Source organism: Clostridium kluyveri DSM 555, assembly GCF_000016505.1.
In the GTDB taxonomy this organism is placed as follows: Bacteria; Bacillota; Clostridia; order Clostridiales; family Clostridiaceae; genus Clostridium_B; species Clostridium_B kluyveri.
This window is the reverse complement of the sequence record NC_009706.1, coordinates 2,479,719-2,499,249: the sequence shown is the minus strand read 5'-3', so window position 1 is coordinate 2,499,249 and position 19,531 is coordinate 2,479,719. Positions and strand designations below refer to the sequence as shown.

Genomic DNA, 19,531 nt, shown 5'->3' with positions numbered 1-19,531 from the left:
TAGTTATATTAATCTTGTATAAAAGTTTAATATAAATCAATTCTATGAAAAATGGTATAGCCATTAATAACTTCACTATATAATAAAAATAAAAGTAACATTTATACTTATGATTAATATTATAGAAGTATAGAACACATGATGAAAAAAAAGAATACCTAAATAAATTATTTTAAAGATGACAAGGAGGGATCTTTATGTCAAGATGTGGTCGTAGATATGATAGTGGTTGCGGTGGATTTGGACGTGGAAAAGAAGTACTAGTTATAATAATACTTTTATTATTATGTTGTGGTGCTAATTGCGGTAGTATTTGCTAAAGAGAATGTTTTAAATAACTAAGGAAGTAAAAAAGATTTAATAAAAAGATACATGCTTTTTATTAAATAGATTTTGTAATTCACCAATTAGCCTTATAGGCTTATAAAGCGATAAGGCATGAAACAGATGATGATAAGTTAGATAACTTAAAATATGTGTTTAAGGATAACAAGGAGGGATCTTTATGTCACGCAGATGTGATGGTGGATATGGACATGGACGCGGAAAAGAAATAGTAGTAATAATAATAATATTATTATTATGCTGTGGATGCGGATGCGATTCATGGTGCTAGAATGAATTATTAAAGGGGAAACGAAAAATTTTTCGTTTCCTTTTTAATTGTCAAAATAATAAATTTCTTAAAGTTTCCAGATCTTTTATTACAATGTTATTTCTATGAAAGTCTATTATATTATCCCTTTTCATATTTATAAGTTCCCTTGAGAGAGAGGGCCTCGGAATTCCAAGCAGTTCTGCCATTTCTTTTCGTGTATAGGATAAATGTATCTTTAAATTTTTTTTCTGGGCATATTCCTCTAAAATATAAAAAGCAATTTTTTGACGAATAGTTTCATAAGATATGTTTTTAAGTTTTCTATTTAACATTAATATTTTGTCGGATAATAAAGTCATGAAGTTATTTAAAAATGCAGGAAATAAGGGAAATATGTTCAATATATCCTCTTTGGAGATAAACATTATAATAGATTCATTTGATGAAACTATGGTAGCAGGGTAGGTGCTCCTGTTAGAAAATATTATAACTTCTCCAAAAATATCACTTTCTTCCAGCCTGCTTATTGTAATAGTTTTTCCAGAGGCGAATATTTTTTGTACCTCCACATTTCCTTTTATAACTATGCCTATTTTGGAACAATTCCATTCTTCCACGGCTATAATTTCTCCTTTAGAGTAGGAGGAGAGGGTATAATTTATATTTTTTAAAAAATCTTCTATGGATTCTTTAGAAAAATTTTTTGTAAGCACACATTTCTCTAGTGCATTAATAGCGTTTTCCATATTAGTCTCCCATTATCTGATATAATATTTTTACACTTAATTATTACACGTGTAACGTAAGTTACAGATATTAAAATTATATTCTATTATAATGAACATATCAAGATAAGGGAGGAATATATGATGATAAGAAAAATTGTTGATATAAATGAAGAAAAGTGTAATGGATGCGGTTTGTGTGCAGAGGCATGTCATGAAAATGCCATAGAATTGGTAAATGGGAAAGCAAAGCTTATAAGTGATGAGTATTGTGATGGACTGGGAGACTGCCTTCCTGAGTGTCCTACTGGCGCTATAAGTATAATTGAAAGGGAAAGTAGAGCATATGATGAGGAGCTTGTTACAAAGAGAATTAAAGAAATAAAAAAATTGAAAGAACAAAAACCAATGCCCTGTGGATGTCCGGGTACAGCTGCAAAAAAAATAAAGAGAAATTACCATGATGATAAAGTAAAGGTGAAAAATACAGAGAATATATCAGATGCATTAAAGAGTACATCTGAATTAAATCAATGGCCCGTTCAATTAAAACTTATAAATAGCAATGCAGACTATCTTAAAGAGGCAAACTTACTTGTAGCTGCTGACTGTAGCGCTTATGCCTACGGTAATTTCCATAAAGATTTCATAAAGAACCACATCACGGTAATAGGATGTCCTAAACTAGATGATATAAAATATTATGAGGATAAATTTATAGAAATTATAAAAAACAATAACTTAAAAAGTATAACTGTGGTCAGAATGGAAGTACCCTGCTGCAGCGGCATTGTAAATGCAGTTAAAAATGCTATGTTGAAAACACAAACTATACTTTCATACAGGGAAGTTATAATATCTACAGAGGGGAATATTATTTTCAACTCTTAACTATTTTCAAAGGTACCGTAAACTAAGGGGGAGTAATTTTGAACCATTACTTTCCCTTTGCTTATGACAGTATTAATATTTAATTTATTGTCTAATAAAATTAAATCAGCATCACAGCCTTCAGTTATTTTGCCTTTGTTTTTCAATTTTAGCAATTTTGCAGGGGAGGAAGTAAGGGGAATGAGAGCCAGCTCCAAAGGTATACCCAACTCTATAGATTCTTTTATTGAGTTAATGTTTGTATTTGGCATACCTCTGGTTAGTTTAGTTAGATTACCTTTGTCATCAAAGAATGGCATACTGCCTCCAGCATCAGAACTCATTGTTATGTGATAAGGAGAAATATGTTCTTTTAGTAATGTATTGTATAGCTGAGAGGCACTTACAGCTTCATCTCCTTCATTTTTAATTCCAGTGGTTATGTCCACAAAACCACCGATTTTTACATATTCTACACATTGTTTACGTAATAGACTATTTCTATTAAGGTGTGTAGGCAATAAGTTCTCAAAAGGTATATTTGAGTTATCTATCAAATTAAATACGGCATTTAATCCATTCTTTCCATCACCTACATGCATATGTAATATTCCGCATTTGTCTGAAATGAGTCCACCTACTCTGGTTTCACAGGCTAAATGTATTAAATCATTTTCAGAAGGATGACTTCCCCTGTGATCTGAAATGGCTATTTCACCGGCCCCTATTATTTTATCTACGAGTATTATATCTCCTCTTATGCTGTCTGTAAGGGTTCTTGTAGGTACTGCATAACATCCTGTCCAGCAGTATGTAGATAAGCCTTCTATTTCAAGAGCTCTTGATTTTGCCAGTAATGCACCCATATTTCTTGTTATTCCGTCTGTACCCAAAAGACCTATACAGGTTGTAATGCCATTTAAAGTAAAATCTGTGAGATTCATCTCGGGGGTACGGGTATTAAATCCTCCTTCACCTCCAGCACCGTTTATATGTATGTGAAGGTCAATTATACCCGGAGCTGCTTTTAGGCCATTTCCCTCTATTATTTCAATTTCAGGAAAATTTCCTTTGGGTATATGTGTATTTTCAGATATATAGGCTATTTTATCAAAACATATTAATATGTCTTTTTTTCCCAAAGACTCGGGAGCAAATATTTCTACATTTTTTATTAAAATCATAATTGAACACATCCTGAAGATATTTTAATATATATTATGGTTTACTATTTTGATTTAATTTAAACATAGAAATACTAAATTTTAAATATATCCATTTAATCCTCGTATAGAAATTTCCCCAGATATAAGATTTTCACGGGTTCCATTTTCATATTGAACTATTAATCCTCCATTTTTATCTAGATCTAAAGCTTTTGCAAAGGTTTCATTTTCCCCTCTAATTATTCTTATAATTTTTCCTATAACGGCAGAATTGGTTCTGCAAATTTTTATAGAAGATTCAATATTTTGTGTTTTTTCAAATTCTTCATATAAGTATTCGAATTTATTTACTAAATTTCCTACAAAGGATTTTCTATCTAAAGTAAGTCCTGTCTCTATTTTAATAGATGTGGCTTTACTCAGTATATCCTTTTGAAAATCTTCTTCACCTAAGTTGGCATTTATACCTATCCCTAATACTACATAGTGTACTTTATTCATTTCGGCATTCATTTCAGTTAAAATACCACATATTTTTTTACCATTGAGTATTATATCGTTAGGCCATTTTATAGTTGCTTCTATTTTAAAATCCTTTAAGCTTTCTATTACGGAAGCGGCGGCTATTTGAGTGAGCTTAGGTATTTGCATGGGGTTTATATCTGGCCTTAAGATTATAGATAGCCATATACCCTTGTACTTAGGAGAACACCATGCTCTTCCCAGCCTTCCGCGGCCTCCTAGTTGTTCCTCAGCTATGACTAAAGTGCCATGATTTTCACCTTTACTGGCCAGCTCTTTTGCTTTATTATTAGTAGAATCTACGCTTTCAAGATAGACAATTTTTTTACCTATATACTTTGTTTTTAAGTATTTTTCAATTTCTTCAAAAGATAGCATGTCTGGAGATTCCAATAATTTATATCCCTTTTTGGAAGAAGAGTCTATTATATAGCCTTCTTTTTTTAAATTATTTATGTATTTCCACACAGCAGTACGGCTTACACCCAGTTTGTCGCTTATTAATTGACCGGATACAAATGTATGGGTATTTTTTTTTAATATATGAAGTACTTCATATTTCATATAAAAAACCACCTTTTTATAGTATTTAAGGGTATTATAACACAGTTACACACTTTCTAGAGATGTTATAATGTTATTAATTATATATATTTAGTAATGTTTAATTATTTTTACATTAAGTTAATGCTTATGTAAACTTATATAGATATAATTTGTATATTTAAAAATTTATTATTCAAGAAAGGGTAAATTATATGAGTGCAATATCAAAATACTTATATGTTATTTCATTAGATGCATTATCTAGTTTGGATTTTCAATATATCAGCACTTTACCCAATTTTAAAAACTTTCTAGCTGAAGCTTCCTACTGTAAAAATGTGTATAGTGTATATCCTACATTAACTTATCCTGCCCATGTATCTATTGTTACAGGAAAATATCCTAAAAATCATGGAATAGTAAATAATACTTTGCTTCAGCCTAATAGAAAATCTCCAGATTGGTATTGGTATAGGGATAATATAAAAGGAGATACTTTTTATGACCTGGCTGTAGAAAAGGGAATGAAAGTAGGAGCACTGCTGTGGCCTGTTACTGCGAAGTCAAAAATACAGTACAATATGCCGGAGATTTTTGCCAATAGGTTTTGGAAAAGTCAGATTCTGGTGTCCTTGTTAAATGGTACTCCTTTATTTCAATATGAGTTAAATAAAAGGTTCGGTTATTTAAGAGATGGTATAAGACAACCCAACCTTGATAATTTTGTTCACCAGTCATTATTATATACTATAGAGAATAAGTGGCTGGATTTAACTTTAGTGCATTATACGGATTTAGATAGCATAAGGCATGATTATGGCTTTAATTCCAAGGAGGCCAAACTTGCTTTAAAAAGGCATGATAAAAGAATAGGAGAAATAGTACAGGCACTTAAAGAAAAAGGTATATATGAGGAAAGTACTATTATTATTTTAGGTGACCACAGCAGTCTGGATGTGAATAAGGTAATTAATCTTAATATCCTTTTGAGAGATAGAGGGTATATTGAAGTCAATTCAAAAGGTAAGATAATTGACTATAAGGCTATATTTAAAAGTTGTGATGGTTGTGGGTATTTATACGTAAAAGAAAATAATTTTAAAATATTAAAAGAAATTACAAAGTTAATTGAGGATTTCAATAGAGTACATGAATGTATAGATGCTATTTATTCCAGGGAAAAAGCTTTAGAATTTGGTGCTGATGGGAGGTGTTCTTTGTTGCTTGAGGCAAAACTTCCCTATTATTTTCAAGATAAGATTTGTGGAAAGTTGATAGAGGAATTTAATGGGGGGAATTTACAGAGAGAAAATGGATGTAAGTTATGCAACCATGGATATTCTCCTTTTAAGCCTGATTATACTACTGTATTTATGGCATCAGGCAAGGGGATAAAAAAAGGAGTAATTGTAGAAGAGATGAGTTTAGTGGATGAAGGACCAACTATTGCTAAGCTGTTAGGATTAGAATTGAAAAATACAGATGGAAAAGTCTTAGAATATATATTGGATGAAAATTGTACAAAACAAATTAGTAATTAATAGCAATGTTAAAAGAGCTTATCAGTTATGGGATAAGCTCTTTAGCTTGAGAAAATTAAATTAATCTTAAAATGTACCGGTACATTTGGCAAATATGATATATAAAATATAATATAATTATCTGATTTTAAATCACTTAATAAATATTATAGGGGGAAAAATAGTATGAACAAATATGAAATAAATAAAAATTTAGCTCAAATGTTAAAAGGTGGAGTGATAATGGATGTGGTAAATAAAGAACAAGCCGTTATTGCTGAAAAGGCAGGAGCTTGTGCTGTTATGGCTCTTGAAAGAGTACCCTCAGATATAAGAAAACAGGGTGGAGTTGCAAGAATGTCCGATCCTAAAATGATAAAAGAAATAAAAAAGGCGGTGTCAATACCTGTTATGGCAAAAGTTAGAATAGGACATTTTGTAGAAGCTCAGGTATTACAGCAATTAAATATAGATTTTATAGATGAAAGTGAGGTTTTAACTCCTGCAGATAGCTTTTATCACATAAATAAGTGGGATTTTGAAGTACCTTTTGTATGTGGAGCTAGAAATTTGGGAGAAGCACTTAGAAGAATAGGGGAAGGAGCATCCATGATAAGGACTAAAGGAGAGGCTGGCACTGGAAATGTAGTTGAAGCTGTAACCCATATGAGAACTATGATAGATGAGATAGGAAAAGTTAAAAGTGCAAAACCTGAAGAACTCATGACATTTGCAAAAGAATTTCAGGCACTTTATGATTTAATAAAATATGTATGGGAAAATGGAAAACTTCCTGTAGTAAACTTTGCAGCAGGTGGAATTGCAACTCCTGCAGATGCAGCACTTATGATGCAGTTGGGGGCCGAAGGTGTATTTGTAGGCTCGGGAATATTTAAATCTGAAAATCCAGAAAAAAGAGCCCATGCTATTGTACTTGCCACAACTTATTACAATGATCCTAAGACAATTCAGGAAGTTTCAGAAGATATTGGAGAGCCCATGCCTGGAATTGAAATTGAAAACTTAAAAGAGAAATATGCAGGGCGGGGATGGTAGGATATGAGAATAGGAGTATTATCATTTCAAGGAGGGGTAATAGAACATATTCATCATATTGAATCACTTAAAGCTATTCCTGTAGAAATAAAGAATAAATATGAATTAAATAATATTGATGGGATTATACTCCCAGGTGGAGAGAGTACTACTATGGGTAAACTTTTAATGGATACAGATATGCTTGAACCTTTAAGAGAAAAAATACTCAAAGGACTGCCAACCTGGGGAACTTGTGCCGGTATGATATTACTTGCAAATTCCATAGAGAATTCAAATAAAAGTTATCTTAAGGTTATAGATATTAAAGTAAGAAGAAATGCATATGGAAGTCAAATAGATAGTTTTTATTATGAGACACTAATTCCTGATATATCATCTTCTAAGATACCTCTGGTTTTTATAAGAGCCCCCTTTATTACCTACCTTGGCAGTAATGTGAAAAGTTTATGCAGTATAAAAGGCAATGTAGTTGCTGCAAGATATAAAAATATTCTCGTAACTTCATTTCATCCTGAACTTACAGATGATTTAAGTTTTCATAAATACTTTTTATCTACGTGCAGATAAAAAATTTAGAACTTTAGAATGATAGTATTTAAATTAAACATAGGTTAATTCTAAGTTAAGTTTAATTTAAGAATGCAATTTCTTAACCATAAGTTAAAATTCATACATTATCATAGTAGATAATGGCATTTTTCATATATAGAATTTAATTAGGAGGGAATTGCAGTGTTTCAAATGAGGCAATTTAAATTATCAGAGTTACCTAATTACATAAAGAACAAGATAAAAAAATTTAAGTTACCCTTTATAGTAAGTAAAATAAAAAAATTTAATTTATCATTTGTAATAAGCAAAATAAGAGAATTTCAGTCTCCATTTTTAAAAGCTAAAATAAAGAGATTGGGCTTATTGTCTTTTAATAGTGTAGTTGTGAAGATAATTGCCCAGATAGCTCTATTGGTTGTATTAATCTGTGGTGTTCTTGGAGTAATAGCCTGCTATAGTTCCTATAAGACAATGGAAAAAAGTATAGATTCTTCACTTCAGGATAAAGCGGTGGAATCATCTAAATTGATAGCATCCATGTTAAATCAGGAAGCTAAAGTTATGATTGAAATAGCAAATAGAGAAGAAATAAAGTCTATGAATCCTCTTTCTCAAATTCCTGTCTTAGAAGAAAGGGCAAAAGCATTAAATTATGCAAGTCTTAGTGTAATGAATTTAAAAGGACTAACTTATATCCAAAGTGGGGAAAAAACACAGATGAATTTAGAAAGTAATGATTCAAAATATCTTAGAAATGCATTGAATGGGAATACGGAAATTGAAGGTCCTTATTTTAATGTTAACGGAGAACAAATAATTGCAGTTGCCGTTCCTATAAAGGATAATAGCAGTAAGGTTGTGGGAGTATTATTTTCAAATATCAGTATGGAAAATTTAAATAAACTTGTTCAGAGTATGAAAGTTGGTAAAAGTGGGTATTGTTTTATAATTAATGAACAGGGTACTAAAGTAGTTCATAAGAATTTAACCCTGGTTTTAAATGGGGATAATACCATAAAAAATGCGAAGAAAGATAAATCTCTTACCTCTCTTGCAGAACTGGAAGGAAATATGATAAAGGGCAAAAGTGGGTCAGGCTACTATAAGGAAGGAACAAAGGATATGTTTATGGCATATTCACCTATACCTAATTCACATTGGTATCTTGGAATCACCATAGATAAAAAAGAGATATTTAATGAAGTACAGGTGCTTAAATACAAAATAATCTTTATAACTGTTATATTTATAGTGGTAGGGCTTCTTATGGCACTGCTTATAGCAAGGGGCATAAAAAAACCTCTATTTAAAATAAGGGAATATGCTCTTGAATTATCTAAATTTAATTTAAACTATAGTATACAAATTGAACAAAAAGATGAATTTGGAGACACAGCTTCAGCGTTAAATTATGCCATGGAGGATATAAAAAATATTATAGAAGGCATAAAAAAAGAAAGTAGACAAACACTTAAAGTTACTAATAGTGTAAATGAAATGTTTGAAAAATCCAATAAAGAACTAAATCTTGTATGTGATAAATCCTCTGAAATATGTTCTAATATATCACAAACATTGTATTCCATAGAAGGAGTAGATGAAAAAATTTCAAAAGTAAAAGATAAAATACGTGGTATAGTAAGAGAAGTTAATGGAGGAATGATCCTTATAGAGAGTATAAAGGAAAAAGCTGCAAATATTAAAAAGGATACAGAAGAGTCAAAACGTAATTTAGAAGATTATTATATTAAATCCAGTGAAAAATTGAAAAAGTCATTAGAAGCGGTTAAAGTTGTAAGTACTATTTCAAAAGTGGCAGAAAAAATAAAACATATATCAAAAAATATAAATTTGCTGGCTTTAAATGCCCGTATTGAGTCTGTAAAAGCAGGAGAATATGGAAAAGGATTTATGGTAGTGGCAGAGGAGGTGGGAAAGCTTGCTGTACAGTCCTCTGATATGGTAAATACCATACAGGACAATGTAAAGGATATTTTATTATCTGTAGTAGAACTGTCGGATTCAGCAGAGGGAATGTTAAAGATGATAGAGAATAATATTCTGTCAGACTATGAAAAAGTTATAGACATAAGTAATGAATATGAAGAAGATGGTAGAAAATTCGAGTCTGTGATACAAATATTTTCTGAATTAACGGAAAATGTTAACAGCTCATCTGTAGAAATAAGTGAAATAATGGATTCGATAGTAGATTCTGCAAATCAGTGTACGGAAACTTCTATAAATATATCAGATAATATAGAAAAAATAGAAAGTGAGAACAAATCCATAGCAATGTTTACTGTGGAAAATGCATCAAAGGCCAGCAATCTTCTTCACATATTAAAAAAATTCAATACTTGATGACAAATTATGTGATTTTGAGATGTAACTAAAAATAAAATTTAATTGTAATTTTCTATTAAAAAGTAGTATAATTAAAAACATAAAAGTTAATATTAAATTAGGGGGTTTTCTTATGTTAAACGGAAAAAAAATTCGTGATATAAGAGTAAGTTTAGGGTATACTACTCAGGATATCCAAAATATTACTAGAAATACCAAATTTAAAACTTCAATCTCAAAATCTTATTTAGAAGAACTGGAGAGAGGGGATAAGAAAAATCCGAGCCTTGAAAAAGTTGCTGTAATTGCAAAAATACTTGGCTGTAAAATTGATGATTTAATATTAAGTGCATAGATTTTAAAATTAATTTTTATAAAATTTTATATATGGATAATAGTTAAAATTAATAATATGTAACATAGTAACATAAGCTGCAGGTATATCTGCAGCTTTAATTGTTTAATATACAATAAGACGGATATTATAATATTGAGTTGAAAGAGAGGATAGACTGGAAATTATGTTGGATGTGTGCTTGTTAGGATGTGGAGGAAGTATGCCTATACCGGACAGAAATCTTACAGCTATGATAGTTTCCTACCAAGGAAGAAAGTTGCTTATAGACTGTGGTGAAGGTACTCAGGTAAGTTTAAAAATATTGGGATGGAAAATTAGAAATATAGACGTGATTTTATTTACACATTTTCATGCAGATCATATAGCAGGACTTCCGGGACTACTGCTTACCATAGCAAATTCAGGAAGATTAGAGCCTATAACTATAATAGGACCTTATGGATTGATAAAAATTGTTATGGGTCTTAAAGTAATAGCACCGGTACTTCCCTATAGTATAGAGCTAGTTGAACTTCATGGAAAAGAGAAATATTTTCAAAAAATAGGATACTTTAATATAAATATATTATCTGTAGATCATGGAATACCTTGTTTTGCATATTCAATAGATGTACAGAGAAATAGAAAATTCGATAGGGAGAAGGCCTTAAAAAATAAAGTACCGTTGATTTTCTGGAGTAAACTTCAAAAGGGAGAAGAAATAAAACAAAGGGATAAATTGTATACACCTGATATGGTGCTTGGATATGGTCGTAGAGGATTAAAAATATCCTATTGTACAGATTCAAGACCTAGTAGGGAATTGGTTGAATTTGTAAAGAAATCTGATGTTTTTATATGTGAAGGAATGTATGGAGATGATGAAAAAAAGCATAAGGCTATTTCATATAAGCATATGATTTTTTCGGAAGCGGCAGTTATTGCTAAAGAGGCAGAGGTAGAAGAACTATGGCTCACCCACTTTAGTCCTTCCCTGATTGAACCACAAGCCTATATAGAAAATGCTAAAAATATATTTAAAAATACTATAATAGGACAGGATAGATATGTGAAAAGTATTAATTTTAAAGAATAAACATAATGTAGTAATATCATACAATGTGATCTTCAATTAAATATACCAAAATAAATACTATTAATTTTAGTAGAAATATTGTAGATTTTACCTTATAATATTATTATGCAATTGCTAAGGTGAAAATAAGATACATAAACAATAGGAGTTATGAGGTGGTTTTGCATGTTGGAGTATCATAATAACCATAATGATATAGGAGCACTCCTTGAACATTTAAATATGGATATAATTCTTTCTAAAAATATGGCCTATAAAGATATAAGTAAAAATATGTTTAGGTTGTACTGGGAAATTGGAAATTTAATTTTAGCCAAGGATGATGAAGGGTGTGGGATAGAATTTATAAACATCTCAGCAGGTTACCTTAAGCTTAAATTCCCTGGGAACTTGAGTTTTACAGAGAAGAATTTAAGGAATATGGCTGCCTTTGCCAGAGAATACGGTTCGCAGGATTTGGTAGATAAAATAGCTTCAAAGGTAAGTTGGTCCTGTAATATAATTATAATGCATAAAATAAAGGATTCAGATAAAAGATTAGAATTTATAAATAAGGTTATGGAAAAAGGTTGGTCAACTGAAGAATTGATTAATAATATAGACATGGAATATGGCATAACAGGTGAGGAGGAAGAAGCATTAAAAGAGGATACCTGTTATGAGGATTTGGAATCTATTGAAAGCAAGAACATTATTACAGAGGAAAATAATTTGGATGAAGATATCAAGTTAAAAAAAAGTGCTGATTTAAATTCAGATAATTCTCATTTTATACAGGATATAGATTTAAAAGAAAATAATTTGGGAAATGAAAGTGAACTAAAAAATTATTTTTATGTATTAAAGGATGAATACCTATTGGATTTCATGGAAATTTCCGATGAAGTAAAAGAAAAGTATTTTCAAGGACAGTTCATGAAAAATGTGATAGAATTTTTTCTGGATTTAAAACGAGGATTTGCACTAGTTGGGAAAAAGTATCACATAGAATTGTCTGGTTCTGATTATTATGTGGATTTGCTTTTCTACAATCTGAAGCTTAAATGTTATTTAATTGTTGAATTTAAAATAGGAAAGTTTAAACCTGAGTATTTAGGAATTCTAACATTCCATCTATCCATAGTAGATGATTCAGTTAAAGAAGAAAGAGACAACCCTTCTGTAGGTATAATTCTTTGTAAAGATGGAGAAAAATTAATTGTACAGTATGCTTTTAAAGATAAAGAAGCCGCCGGGGATGGAGAATATAAGCTCAACGGGGACATTCCAGAACAATTTGAAGGAATACTTCCTACAGTAGAGGAAATAGGTTCTGGGATTAAGATGAAGCTTAAGGTAGAATAAATTTTTACAGTAAATATATTCAATGAAAAACTTCAGGATCGTAAATGAACCTGAAGTTTTTTGGAGAGTGCTTGACGGTATTTGGAAGGAAGTGAAATTTAATATGAATTTAGAGAAAGAGAAGAGAAATATAATTATTGCCAGCATGGTGGCTATGTTTCTTGCGGCTGTGGAGGGAACTGTTGTAATTACAGCTGTGCCAACTATAGTAAAGAATTTAAATGGATTTCACCTTATAAGCTGGGTATTTTCTACATATTTGCTTACATCAACCATTACCACTCCTATATATGGCAAATTAGCAGATTTATATGGCAGAAAAAATATTTTAACTTTTGGTATAATAATATTTCTAATAGGCAGCTTTTTATGTGGGCTTTCTCAAAATATGTATTTTCTTATAGCATCCCGTGCTGTCCAGGGGATCGGAGCAGGTTCTATATTTACATTAACTTACACCATAATAGGAGACTTATTTTCTGTTACTGGAAGGGCTAAAGTTCAAGGATGGCTAAGTACGGTGTGGGGAGTTGCAAGTCTGGTAGGACCTTTTTTGGGAGGATTTTTAATAGATACTTTGTCCTGGCACTGGATTTTTTTTATAAACATACCCTTTGGAATAATATCTGTGGTGCTTATTCAAAGAAATCTTAGAGAAAATTTTCAAAAAAGAGATGTACATATAGATTATTTTGGAACACTTATTTTAACTATTTCTATTATACTTTTTTTATATGGATTTTTAGCTGGAGAAAAGAAAGAAAGTGGAAATATACTCTTTGTGCTTGTATATGTTTTATTGGCAGGTGTGCTTCTTGTTATATTCTATTTTATAGAAAAAAAAGCAAAAGAACCTGTTATGCCCTTTGAGATATTTACTAAATCAAGTACCATAGTGAATATATTAGGTTTTCTGCAATCCGCTGTATTGATTGCAATGGATGTGTATGTAGTCTTATACATTCAAAATGTGCTCAGCTTTAGTGCCACTATTTCAGGTCTTTGTATGGCACCTATGTCCCTTACCTGGCTTATGTCTTCAATGTTTTTGGCAAAATATATAACTAAATATAGTAAAAAAAATATAGTTTTATTAAGTTCTATTATATTATTGATTGGAAGTATGGTATTACCTCTATTTAACATAAATTCTCCATTAATTCTAGTAATACTTGCGGTATCAATACTGGGTTTTGGATTTGGAGGTAATTTAAATACCCAGACTATAGTTATACAGGATTCAGTGGAGTATTCTACGAGAGGGGCAGCAGTGGCAGTTAACACCCTCTTAAGGAATTTGGGTCAAACCATAGGAATAAGTGTATTTGGAAGCATATTTAATTTTAGTATAATAAAATATTTTGAAAACCTACACATACAAGGTATAGAACCTAGTAATTTATATAATACTCCAGCATTAAACAATAATCTTTCGGCTGAACTTGTAAAAGGGTCTTTGAATTCAGGATTGCATGTGCTATTTATATGTTTTATTATTTTAAATGTAATTTCACTGATACTTTGTTTGTTTTTACCTAAGAGACTTGAAGGGGAACAGCTGGATATATAGTCATGACATGGATTAAAAATAGTGATATACTAAATTTTGTGGTAAAAAAGCATCTTAGTTATTTTAGATGCCAAAGTAAAATAAATTTTAGGAGGACAATTTATATATGAGTGATTTAAGGGAAAGAGCCTTAAAATTTCATAGTGAAAATCAAGGCAAAATTGCATTAAAATGTAAAGTACCTGTAAAAAATAAAGAGGATTTGACTCTTGCATATACTCCAGGAGTAGCAGAGCCTTGTCTGGAAATTAAAAAAGATGAAAGTAAAATATATGAATATACTTCCAAAGGGAACTGGGTAGCTGTAGTTACAAATGGAACAGCGGTACTTGGCCTTGGAGATATAGGAGCCGGGGCGGGAATGCCTGTTATGGAAGGAAAATGTGTATTATTTAAGGCCTTTGCCGGAGTTGATGCTTTTCCCATATGTTTGGATACAAAAAATGTACATAAAATTGTAGAGGCTGTAAAGTTGATGGAGCCAACCTTTGGGGGAATAAACTTAGAAGACATAAAAGCACCAGAGTGTTTTGAGATAGAAGATAAATTGAAGAAAATAAGTAACATTCCCATATTCCATGATGACCAGCATGGCACTGCAGTAGTTTCTTCTGCCTGTATTATAAATGCACTAAAAATTGTGAATAAGGAATTTTCCGATATAAAAGTGGTGATAAATGGAGCAGGTGCAGCAGGCACTGCTATTACAAAGCTTCTTTTGAAAATGGGAGTAAATGATGTAGTAATTTGTGACAGCAAAGGCACAATATACAAAGGAAGAACTTCAGGAATGAATGAGTATAAAGAAGAACTGGCAGATATAACCAACAAATCCATTGTAAAGGGAGATTTAAAAGAGGCATTAAAAGGGGCAGATGTATTTTTAGGAGTATCTAAAGCCAATTGTGTTACTGAGGAAATGGTGAAGTCCATGAATGTAGATCCAATAGTAATGGCAATGGCAAATCCCAATCCTGAAATATTGCCAGAGGCTGCTTTAAGAGCAGGAGCTAAAATTGTGTGTACTGGAAGATCAGATTTCCCAAATCAGGTTAATAATGTACTGGCTTTTCCAGGCATATTCAGAGGAGCACTGGATGTTTATGCTTCACAGATAAATGATGAAATGAAAATAGCTGCAGCTTATGCCATAGCAGGTTTGGTGGATAAAGATAAACTTTCACCAGAATATGTCATACCAGAGGCTTTTGATCTTAGAATAGCGCCTAAAGTAGCTGCTGCGGTAGCTAAAGCTGCTATTGATACGAAAGTTGCAAGAAATACAGATGTTACTCCAGAGCAAGTTGAACAACATACTAGAAATATTTTAGGTATATAAAGGAATAATATAATTTTAGTGAGAATTTTTCTTGAAATTGGGAACAACTATTAGTTTTAGTTGTTCTTTTTTTGACAGTAATATTTAATATTAAAATGTTAAAATAATAGGTTTATTATTGACAATTTATTTATATGGTGATTATAATTTAAATAATGTATTAGACGGGAGGAATTTATTATGAGTAAAAATCAATTACCAGACTCTTCACTATTACCTAGATTTTGTGATATGGGCAATTTTATGAGATTACAAAAAAAAGAAAATGCAGATGGATTGGATGTAGGAATTTTAGGAATACCCTTTGATACAGCATCTTCATTTCGCACTGGTTCCAGATTTGGTCCAAGTAGTATTCGCAAGATCTCTACTATGATTAAACCTAACAATATAATAATGGGAGTAAATATTGTGGATATTCTAAATATAGCAGATTTGGGAGATGTTCCAATTGTCCCTGGATATATAAAAGAAAGTTATGATGCTATTTACAAAAGCGTTTCTGAAGTTCTAGATGCTGGAGCTGTGCCTTTGTGTTTAGGTGGAGATCATTCAATTACTTTAGGTGAATTACGTGCTGTTTATAAAAAACATGGAAAAGTTTCTTTAATACATTTTGACTCTCATTTGGATTTGGGTAAAAGTGTATTTGGCAAATATTATACCCACGGAACGCCATTTAGAAGGGCATTGGAAGAAGGCTTAATTGACCCTTCAACCTCAATCCAAATTGGTATACGTGGTTCTATGTATGATTTAAATGATATTAAAATAGCAGAAGATTTAGGATTCGAGGTCATTACAGCACATAAATTACACAAAATGACAGAAGAAGAATTAGGAGAGAAAATTAAAGGAAGGGTAGGACAGGGAAAAGCATTTTTAACATTTGACATTGATTTTGTAGATCCGGCTTATGCCCCTGGTACTGGAACTCCAGAAGTTGGAGGGTTTACATCCCATGAAACATTGTCTTATATACAACAACTAAAAGACATTAATTTTATAGGATGTGACATTGTAGAGGTGGCTCCAGATTATGACTGCAGTGAAATTACTGCATATCTGGCGGCAAGTATTGGCTTTGAATTCATGTCTATATTGGCATGTAAAAAGCAGTGCCTATGAATAATTTAATTGAAAGGTTGTTATAGATTTGAAAGAATTGAATACAGATAACTGCTGCGTTAATTATTGCAGCAGTTTTTTATTTTAAGCTTTTTATATGGCAATTCCTCAAGTTTATCATATGTGGATATTTATTTTATACATCAAATAAAGTTATAATAGAATATAATGCATTTTAGTTGTAGATTTTTAAATTTATTTTTTATGGAGAGTGAGAAGTATGTTTGTAACTTGTAAAAACATATTGAATCTACCAGGACTTGAAAAGATGAAAGTTGTAGCAGGAAAAGGCGGTCTAAATAAAGTAATCAGATGGGTGCATGTTACTGAAGTTCCTGATGTGTCTAATTGGGTAAAAGGTGGAGAACTTTTATTTATTACAGGCGTAGCTATAGGAAATAATACAGAGCTGCTGATGCAATTTGTAAAGGATATTAATATGAGAAAGCTGGCAGGACTTGTTATAAATATAGGCCCTTATATTGAAAAAACACCTAAGGAGATATTAGATTTTGCAGACAATGTGGATTTTCCAATATTTGAACTGCCCTTTGAAGTTAGATTAATAGATATAACTCAAAATATTTGTAGAACTATTTTTACAGAAAAGCTGGAAAAAGAATCTATGAGTAATTTTATGAGAGAAATAATTTTTGAGGATGTAAATATCACTGAAGAAATGTTAAGCAGGGCTGCTCTATATGGATACAATGAAAATAAAAACTATTGTGCTTTAGTAGTTGATATAGATAATTTCAGACTTTATTTGAAAGAAAATGAATTGCAAGATGAGGATACGATTTCCAATATAAAAAATCGTATTCAGGAAACCATTGAATATGTAATGTATAAAAATAATAAAAAATGTCTTTACACCATGCAAAGTGATGCTTTCTTTTTTATGGTGCCTATGGAGAAAGAAAATAATAATATAGATTACATTGCAGAAACCATAAAAAATCAGATAAATAAAACTATTGGTTTTATTACTGTAAGCATAGGTATTGGGGGAATTTGTAACCATTTAAGGGGCTTTAACAAAGTTATTTTGGAGGGCAGAAAAGCTCTTGAAATGACAAAGTTTTATAAAAAAGATGATTGCATTATAAATTACAAGGATTTAGGCATATTTAGATTGTTTTTTGAAATAAATAATCACAATGAAATGAGAAAATTATTTAATGAAAATTTATTAAAATTAAAAAAATATGATGAAAAAAATTCTTCTAATCTTCTGCAAACTTTGATTGTATATTTAAGGGAAAATAGAAATTTGGGTAAAACTGCAGAGATATTATATATTCATAGGAATACCATAAAATATAGGGTGAAAAGAATAGAAGAAATATTGAATTGTGATTTGAAAGATGAGGAGGTAATATTTAACATTAAACTTTGTATAAGGATAGGAATATTCTTAAATCTAATCAAGTAATTCAAGGTTCATACCTTACTTTTAGGGAGTGAAAATTGCAAAAGTATCTTTTGTAATTTTTATTTTTTTTATATAAATTTATAATGTACAAAAAAATAACAATATATTTGTACACCATGGATATATGATTACGTTTTTATATATGATAATTTATATCCATAATATTTATTATATTATTAAAAAATATTATGATAAATTAATGAATTTTAAATGAGCAGAGGTGTTTTTATGAATTATTCTATGTTCCAGTGTCCAAGAGACATAATTTATGGAGAGGATGCGGTGGATTTAACAGGAGCCAAGTCTTTGAAATTGGGAAAGAGGGTATTGATAGTAACTGGCAAACATTCATCTAAAAAAACTGGAGCTTTAGATAGGGTTTCAGATAGTTTAAAAAAATCAGGTTTAGAGTATGTAATATTTGACAAAGTGGAATCAGATCCCAGTGTAAATACAGTAAGACTGGGAGTAGAGACTGCCAAAGAGAAAAATATAGATGTGATAGTGGCATTAGGAGGAGGAAGTGCGCTAGATGCTGCCAAGGCCATAAGTATGGTATCCACTAACGGGGGAGATATTTTAGATTATGAAAAAAAGGCTCCAGAGATTGAGGGAATTCCTATAGTGGCATTGCCAACTACTGCAGGTACAGGCAGTGAAGTTACAAAATATTCTATAATAACAGATACAGAGAGAAAAATTAAAATGTTGATTGGCAATGATTTTCTCATTCCTAAGGTGGCTATTTTAGATCCAAATCTTACTAAAATGATGCCTCCAAGTGTCACTGCAGCAACGGGTATGGATGCCTTTACCCATGCTGTAGAAGCATATATATCCAAGGCTGCCCAACCTATGTGTGATGTTTATGCAGTAAAAGCCATAGAGCTTATTACAAGTAATTTGATAAAAGCGGTATTAAAAGAGGATGACATGGAGGCAAGAAGCAATATGCTGCTTGGACAGATGTATGCGGGTCTTGCCTTTAGCAATGCATCTGTGGCACTTGTTCATGCTATGTCCAGGCCTCTTGGAGCCTATTATAAAGTTCCACATGGCCTTGCAAATGCATTGCTTCTTCCAGAAGTAATGAGATTTAATAGAGCTGCATGTTCGGAGAAATTTAAATTTATTGCCAAGACTATGGGAGAAAATATAGAGGGAAAATCTACAAGAGAAGCCAGCTATTTGGCTATAGAATCCATAAAAAATTTATTTTCAGAAACAGGACTTCCAAAAAGTTTAAAAGAAGTGGGAGTGGATAAAGATAATTTTGACAAAATGGCAAAGGATGCCGTAGAGAATAAGAGTACAACACTTAATCCTAGAAAGCCCACATTAGGGCAGCTTATAGAAATATATGAAACCATATATTAGG

17 protein-coding genes are annotated in these 19,531 nt (G+C 31.1%); 14 read left to right on the top strand and 3 right to left on the bottom strand.

The features are described 5' to 3' along the window. The first annotated feature begins 197 nt into the window (after nucleotides 1-197). On the top strand, nucleotides 198-320 hold the full coding sequence (locus CKL_RS21575; protein ID WP_148204844.1) for a sporulation protein YjcZ: 123 nt from the start codon (nucleotides 198-200) through the stop codon (nucleotides 318-320). Nucleotides 321-666: 346 nt separating this feature from the next. Here the strand turns inward: CKL_RS21575 and CKL_RS11845 are convergent, their stop codons facing one another. Then, entirely contained in the window at nucleotides 667-1,344 is a 678-nt protein-coding gene (locus CKL_RS11845) for a Crp/Fnr family transcriptional regulator (RefSeq protein WP_012102766.1), read from the bottom strand. 123 nt (nucleotides 1,345-1,467) lie between these two features. Between CKL_RS11845 and CKL_RS11840 the strand changes: the two genes are divergently transcribed. Next, a complete protein-coding gene (locus CKL_RS11840; protein ID WP_012102765.1) occupies nucleotides 1,468-2,214 on the top strand; it encodes an ATP-binding protein in 747 nt (248 codons plus the stop codon). On the opposite strand, the gene iadA is transcribed toward CKL_RS11840, so the two are convergent. Then, nucleotides 2,211-3,377, bottom strand: a complete 1,167-nt coding sequence (iadA, locus tag CKL_RS11835) for a beta-aspartyl-peptidase (RefSeq protein ID WP_012102764.1) — start codon at nucleotides 3,375-3,377, stop codon at nucleotides 2,211-2,213. The genes CKL_RS11840 and iadA overlap by 4 nt on opposite strands. An 81-nt stretch (nucleotides 3,378-3,458) precedes the next feature. Beyond that, the gene (locus CKL_RS11830) at nucleotides 3,459-4,445 is read right to left on the bottom strand and encodes a biotin--[acetyl-CoA-carboxylase] ligase (RefSeq protein ID WP_012102763.1); all 987 of its coding nucleotides are present in this window, start codon (nucleotides 4,443-4,445) and stop codon (nucleotides 3,459-3,461) included. 194 nt (nucleotides 4,446-4,639) lie between these two features. Here CKL_RS11830 and CKL_RS11825 point away from each other — a divergent pair, with 194 nt between their 5' ends. The 12 genes from CKL_RS11825 (at nucleotide 4,640) to CKL_RS11770 (ending at nucleotide 19,530) form a co-directional block, all read left to right on the top strand. After that, the gene (locus CKL_RS11825) at nucleotides 4,640-5,968 is read left to right on the top strand and encodes an alkaline phosphatase family protein (protein ID WP_012102762.1); all 1,329 of its coding nucleotides are present in this window, start codon (nucleotides 4,640-4,642) and stop codon (nucleotides 5,966-5,968) included. Nucleotides 5,969-6,133: 165 nt separating this feature from the next. Continuing rightward, on the top strand, nucleotides 6,134-7,003 hold the full coding sequence (gene pdxS / locus CKL_RS11820) for a pyridoxal 5'-phosphate synthase lyase subunit PdxS (RefSeq protein ID WP_012102761.1): 870 nt from the start codon (nucleotides 6,134-6,136) through the stop codon (nucleotides 7,001-7,003). A 3-nt stretch (nucleotides 7,004-7,006) separates the two neighbouring features. After that, entirely contained in the window at nucleotides 7,007-7,573 is a 567-nt protein-coding gene (pdxT, locus tag CKL_RS11815) for a pyridoxal 5'-phosphate synthase glutaminase subunit PdxT (RefSeq protein ID WP_012102759.1), read from the top strand. Between the two features lie 174 nt (nucleotides 7,574-7,747). Beyond that, nucleotides 7,748-9,922, top strand: a complete 2,175-nt coding sequence (locus CKL_RS11810) for a methyl-accepting chemotaxis protein (RefSeq protein ID WP_081428016.1) — start codon at nucleotides 7,748-7,750, stop codon at nucleotides 9,920-9,922. A gap of 115 nt (nucleotides 9,923-10,037) precedes the next feature. After that, on the top strand, nucleotides 10,038-10,259 hold the full coding sequence (locus CKL_RS11805) for a helix-turn-helix domain-containing protein (protein ID WP_012102757.1): 222 nt from the start codon (nucleotides 10,038-10,040) through the stop codon (nucleotides 10,257-10,259). Between the two features lie 166 nt (nucleotides 10,260-10,425). Continuing rightward, the gene (locus tag CKL_RS11800; RefSeq protein WP_012102756.1) at nucleotides 10,426-11,337 is read left to right on the top strand and encodes a ribonuclease Z; all 912 of its coding nucleotides are present in this window, start codon (nucleotides 10,426-10,428) and stop codon (nucleotides 11,335-11,337) included. A 165-nt stretch (nucleotides 11,338-11,502) separates the two neighbouring features. Beyond that, nucleotides 11,503-12,681: a PDDEXK nuclease domain-containing protein gene (locus CKL_RS11795; RefSeq protein ID WP_012102755.1), complete on the top strand. Its 1,179-nt coding sequence runs from the start codon at nucleotides 11,503-11,505 to the stop codon at nucleotides 12,679-12,681. A gap of 103 nt (nucleotides 12,682-12,784) precedes the next feature. Further along, complete coding sequence (locus CKL_RS11790) at nucleotides 12,785-14,251, top strand: MFS transporter (protein WP_012102754.1); 1,467 nt, start codon at nucleotides 12,785-12,787, stop codon at nucleotides 14,249-14,251. 106 nt (nucleotides 14,252-14,357) lie between these two features. After that, the gene (locus tag CKL_RS11785; RefSeq protein WP_012102753.1) at nucleotides 14,358-15,590 is read left to right on the top strand and encodes an NAD(P)-dependent malic enzyme; all 1,233 of its coding nucleotides are present in this window, start codon (nucleotides 14,358-14,360) and stop codon (nucleotides 15,588-15,590) included. Nucleotides 15,591-15,770: 180 nt separating this feature from the next. Next, nucleotides 15,771-16,718 (top strand): agmatinase, encoded by a 948-nt coding sequence (gene speB / locus CKL_RS11780; RefSeq protein WP_012102752.1) that lies wholly within the window; start codon nucleotides 15,771-15,773, stop codon nucleotides 16,716-16,718. Between the two features lie 220 nt (nucleotides 16,719-16,938). Beyond that, complete coding sequence (locus CKL_RS11775) at nucleotides 16,939-18,153, top strand: PucR family transcriptional regulator (RefSeq protein WP_012102751.1); 1,215 nt, start codon at nucleotides 16,939-16,941, stop codon at nucleotides 18,151-18,153. Nucleotides 18,154-18,381: 228 nt separating this feature from the next. Then, entirely contained in the window at nucleotides 18,382-19,530 is a 1,149-nt protein-coding gene (locus CKL_RS11770; RefSeq protein ID WP_012102750.1) for an iron-containing alcohol dehydrogenase, read from the top strand. Nucleotide 19,531: the final 1 nt, after the last annotated feature.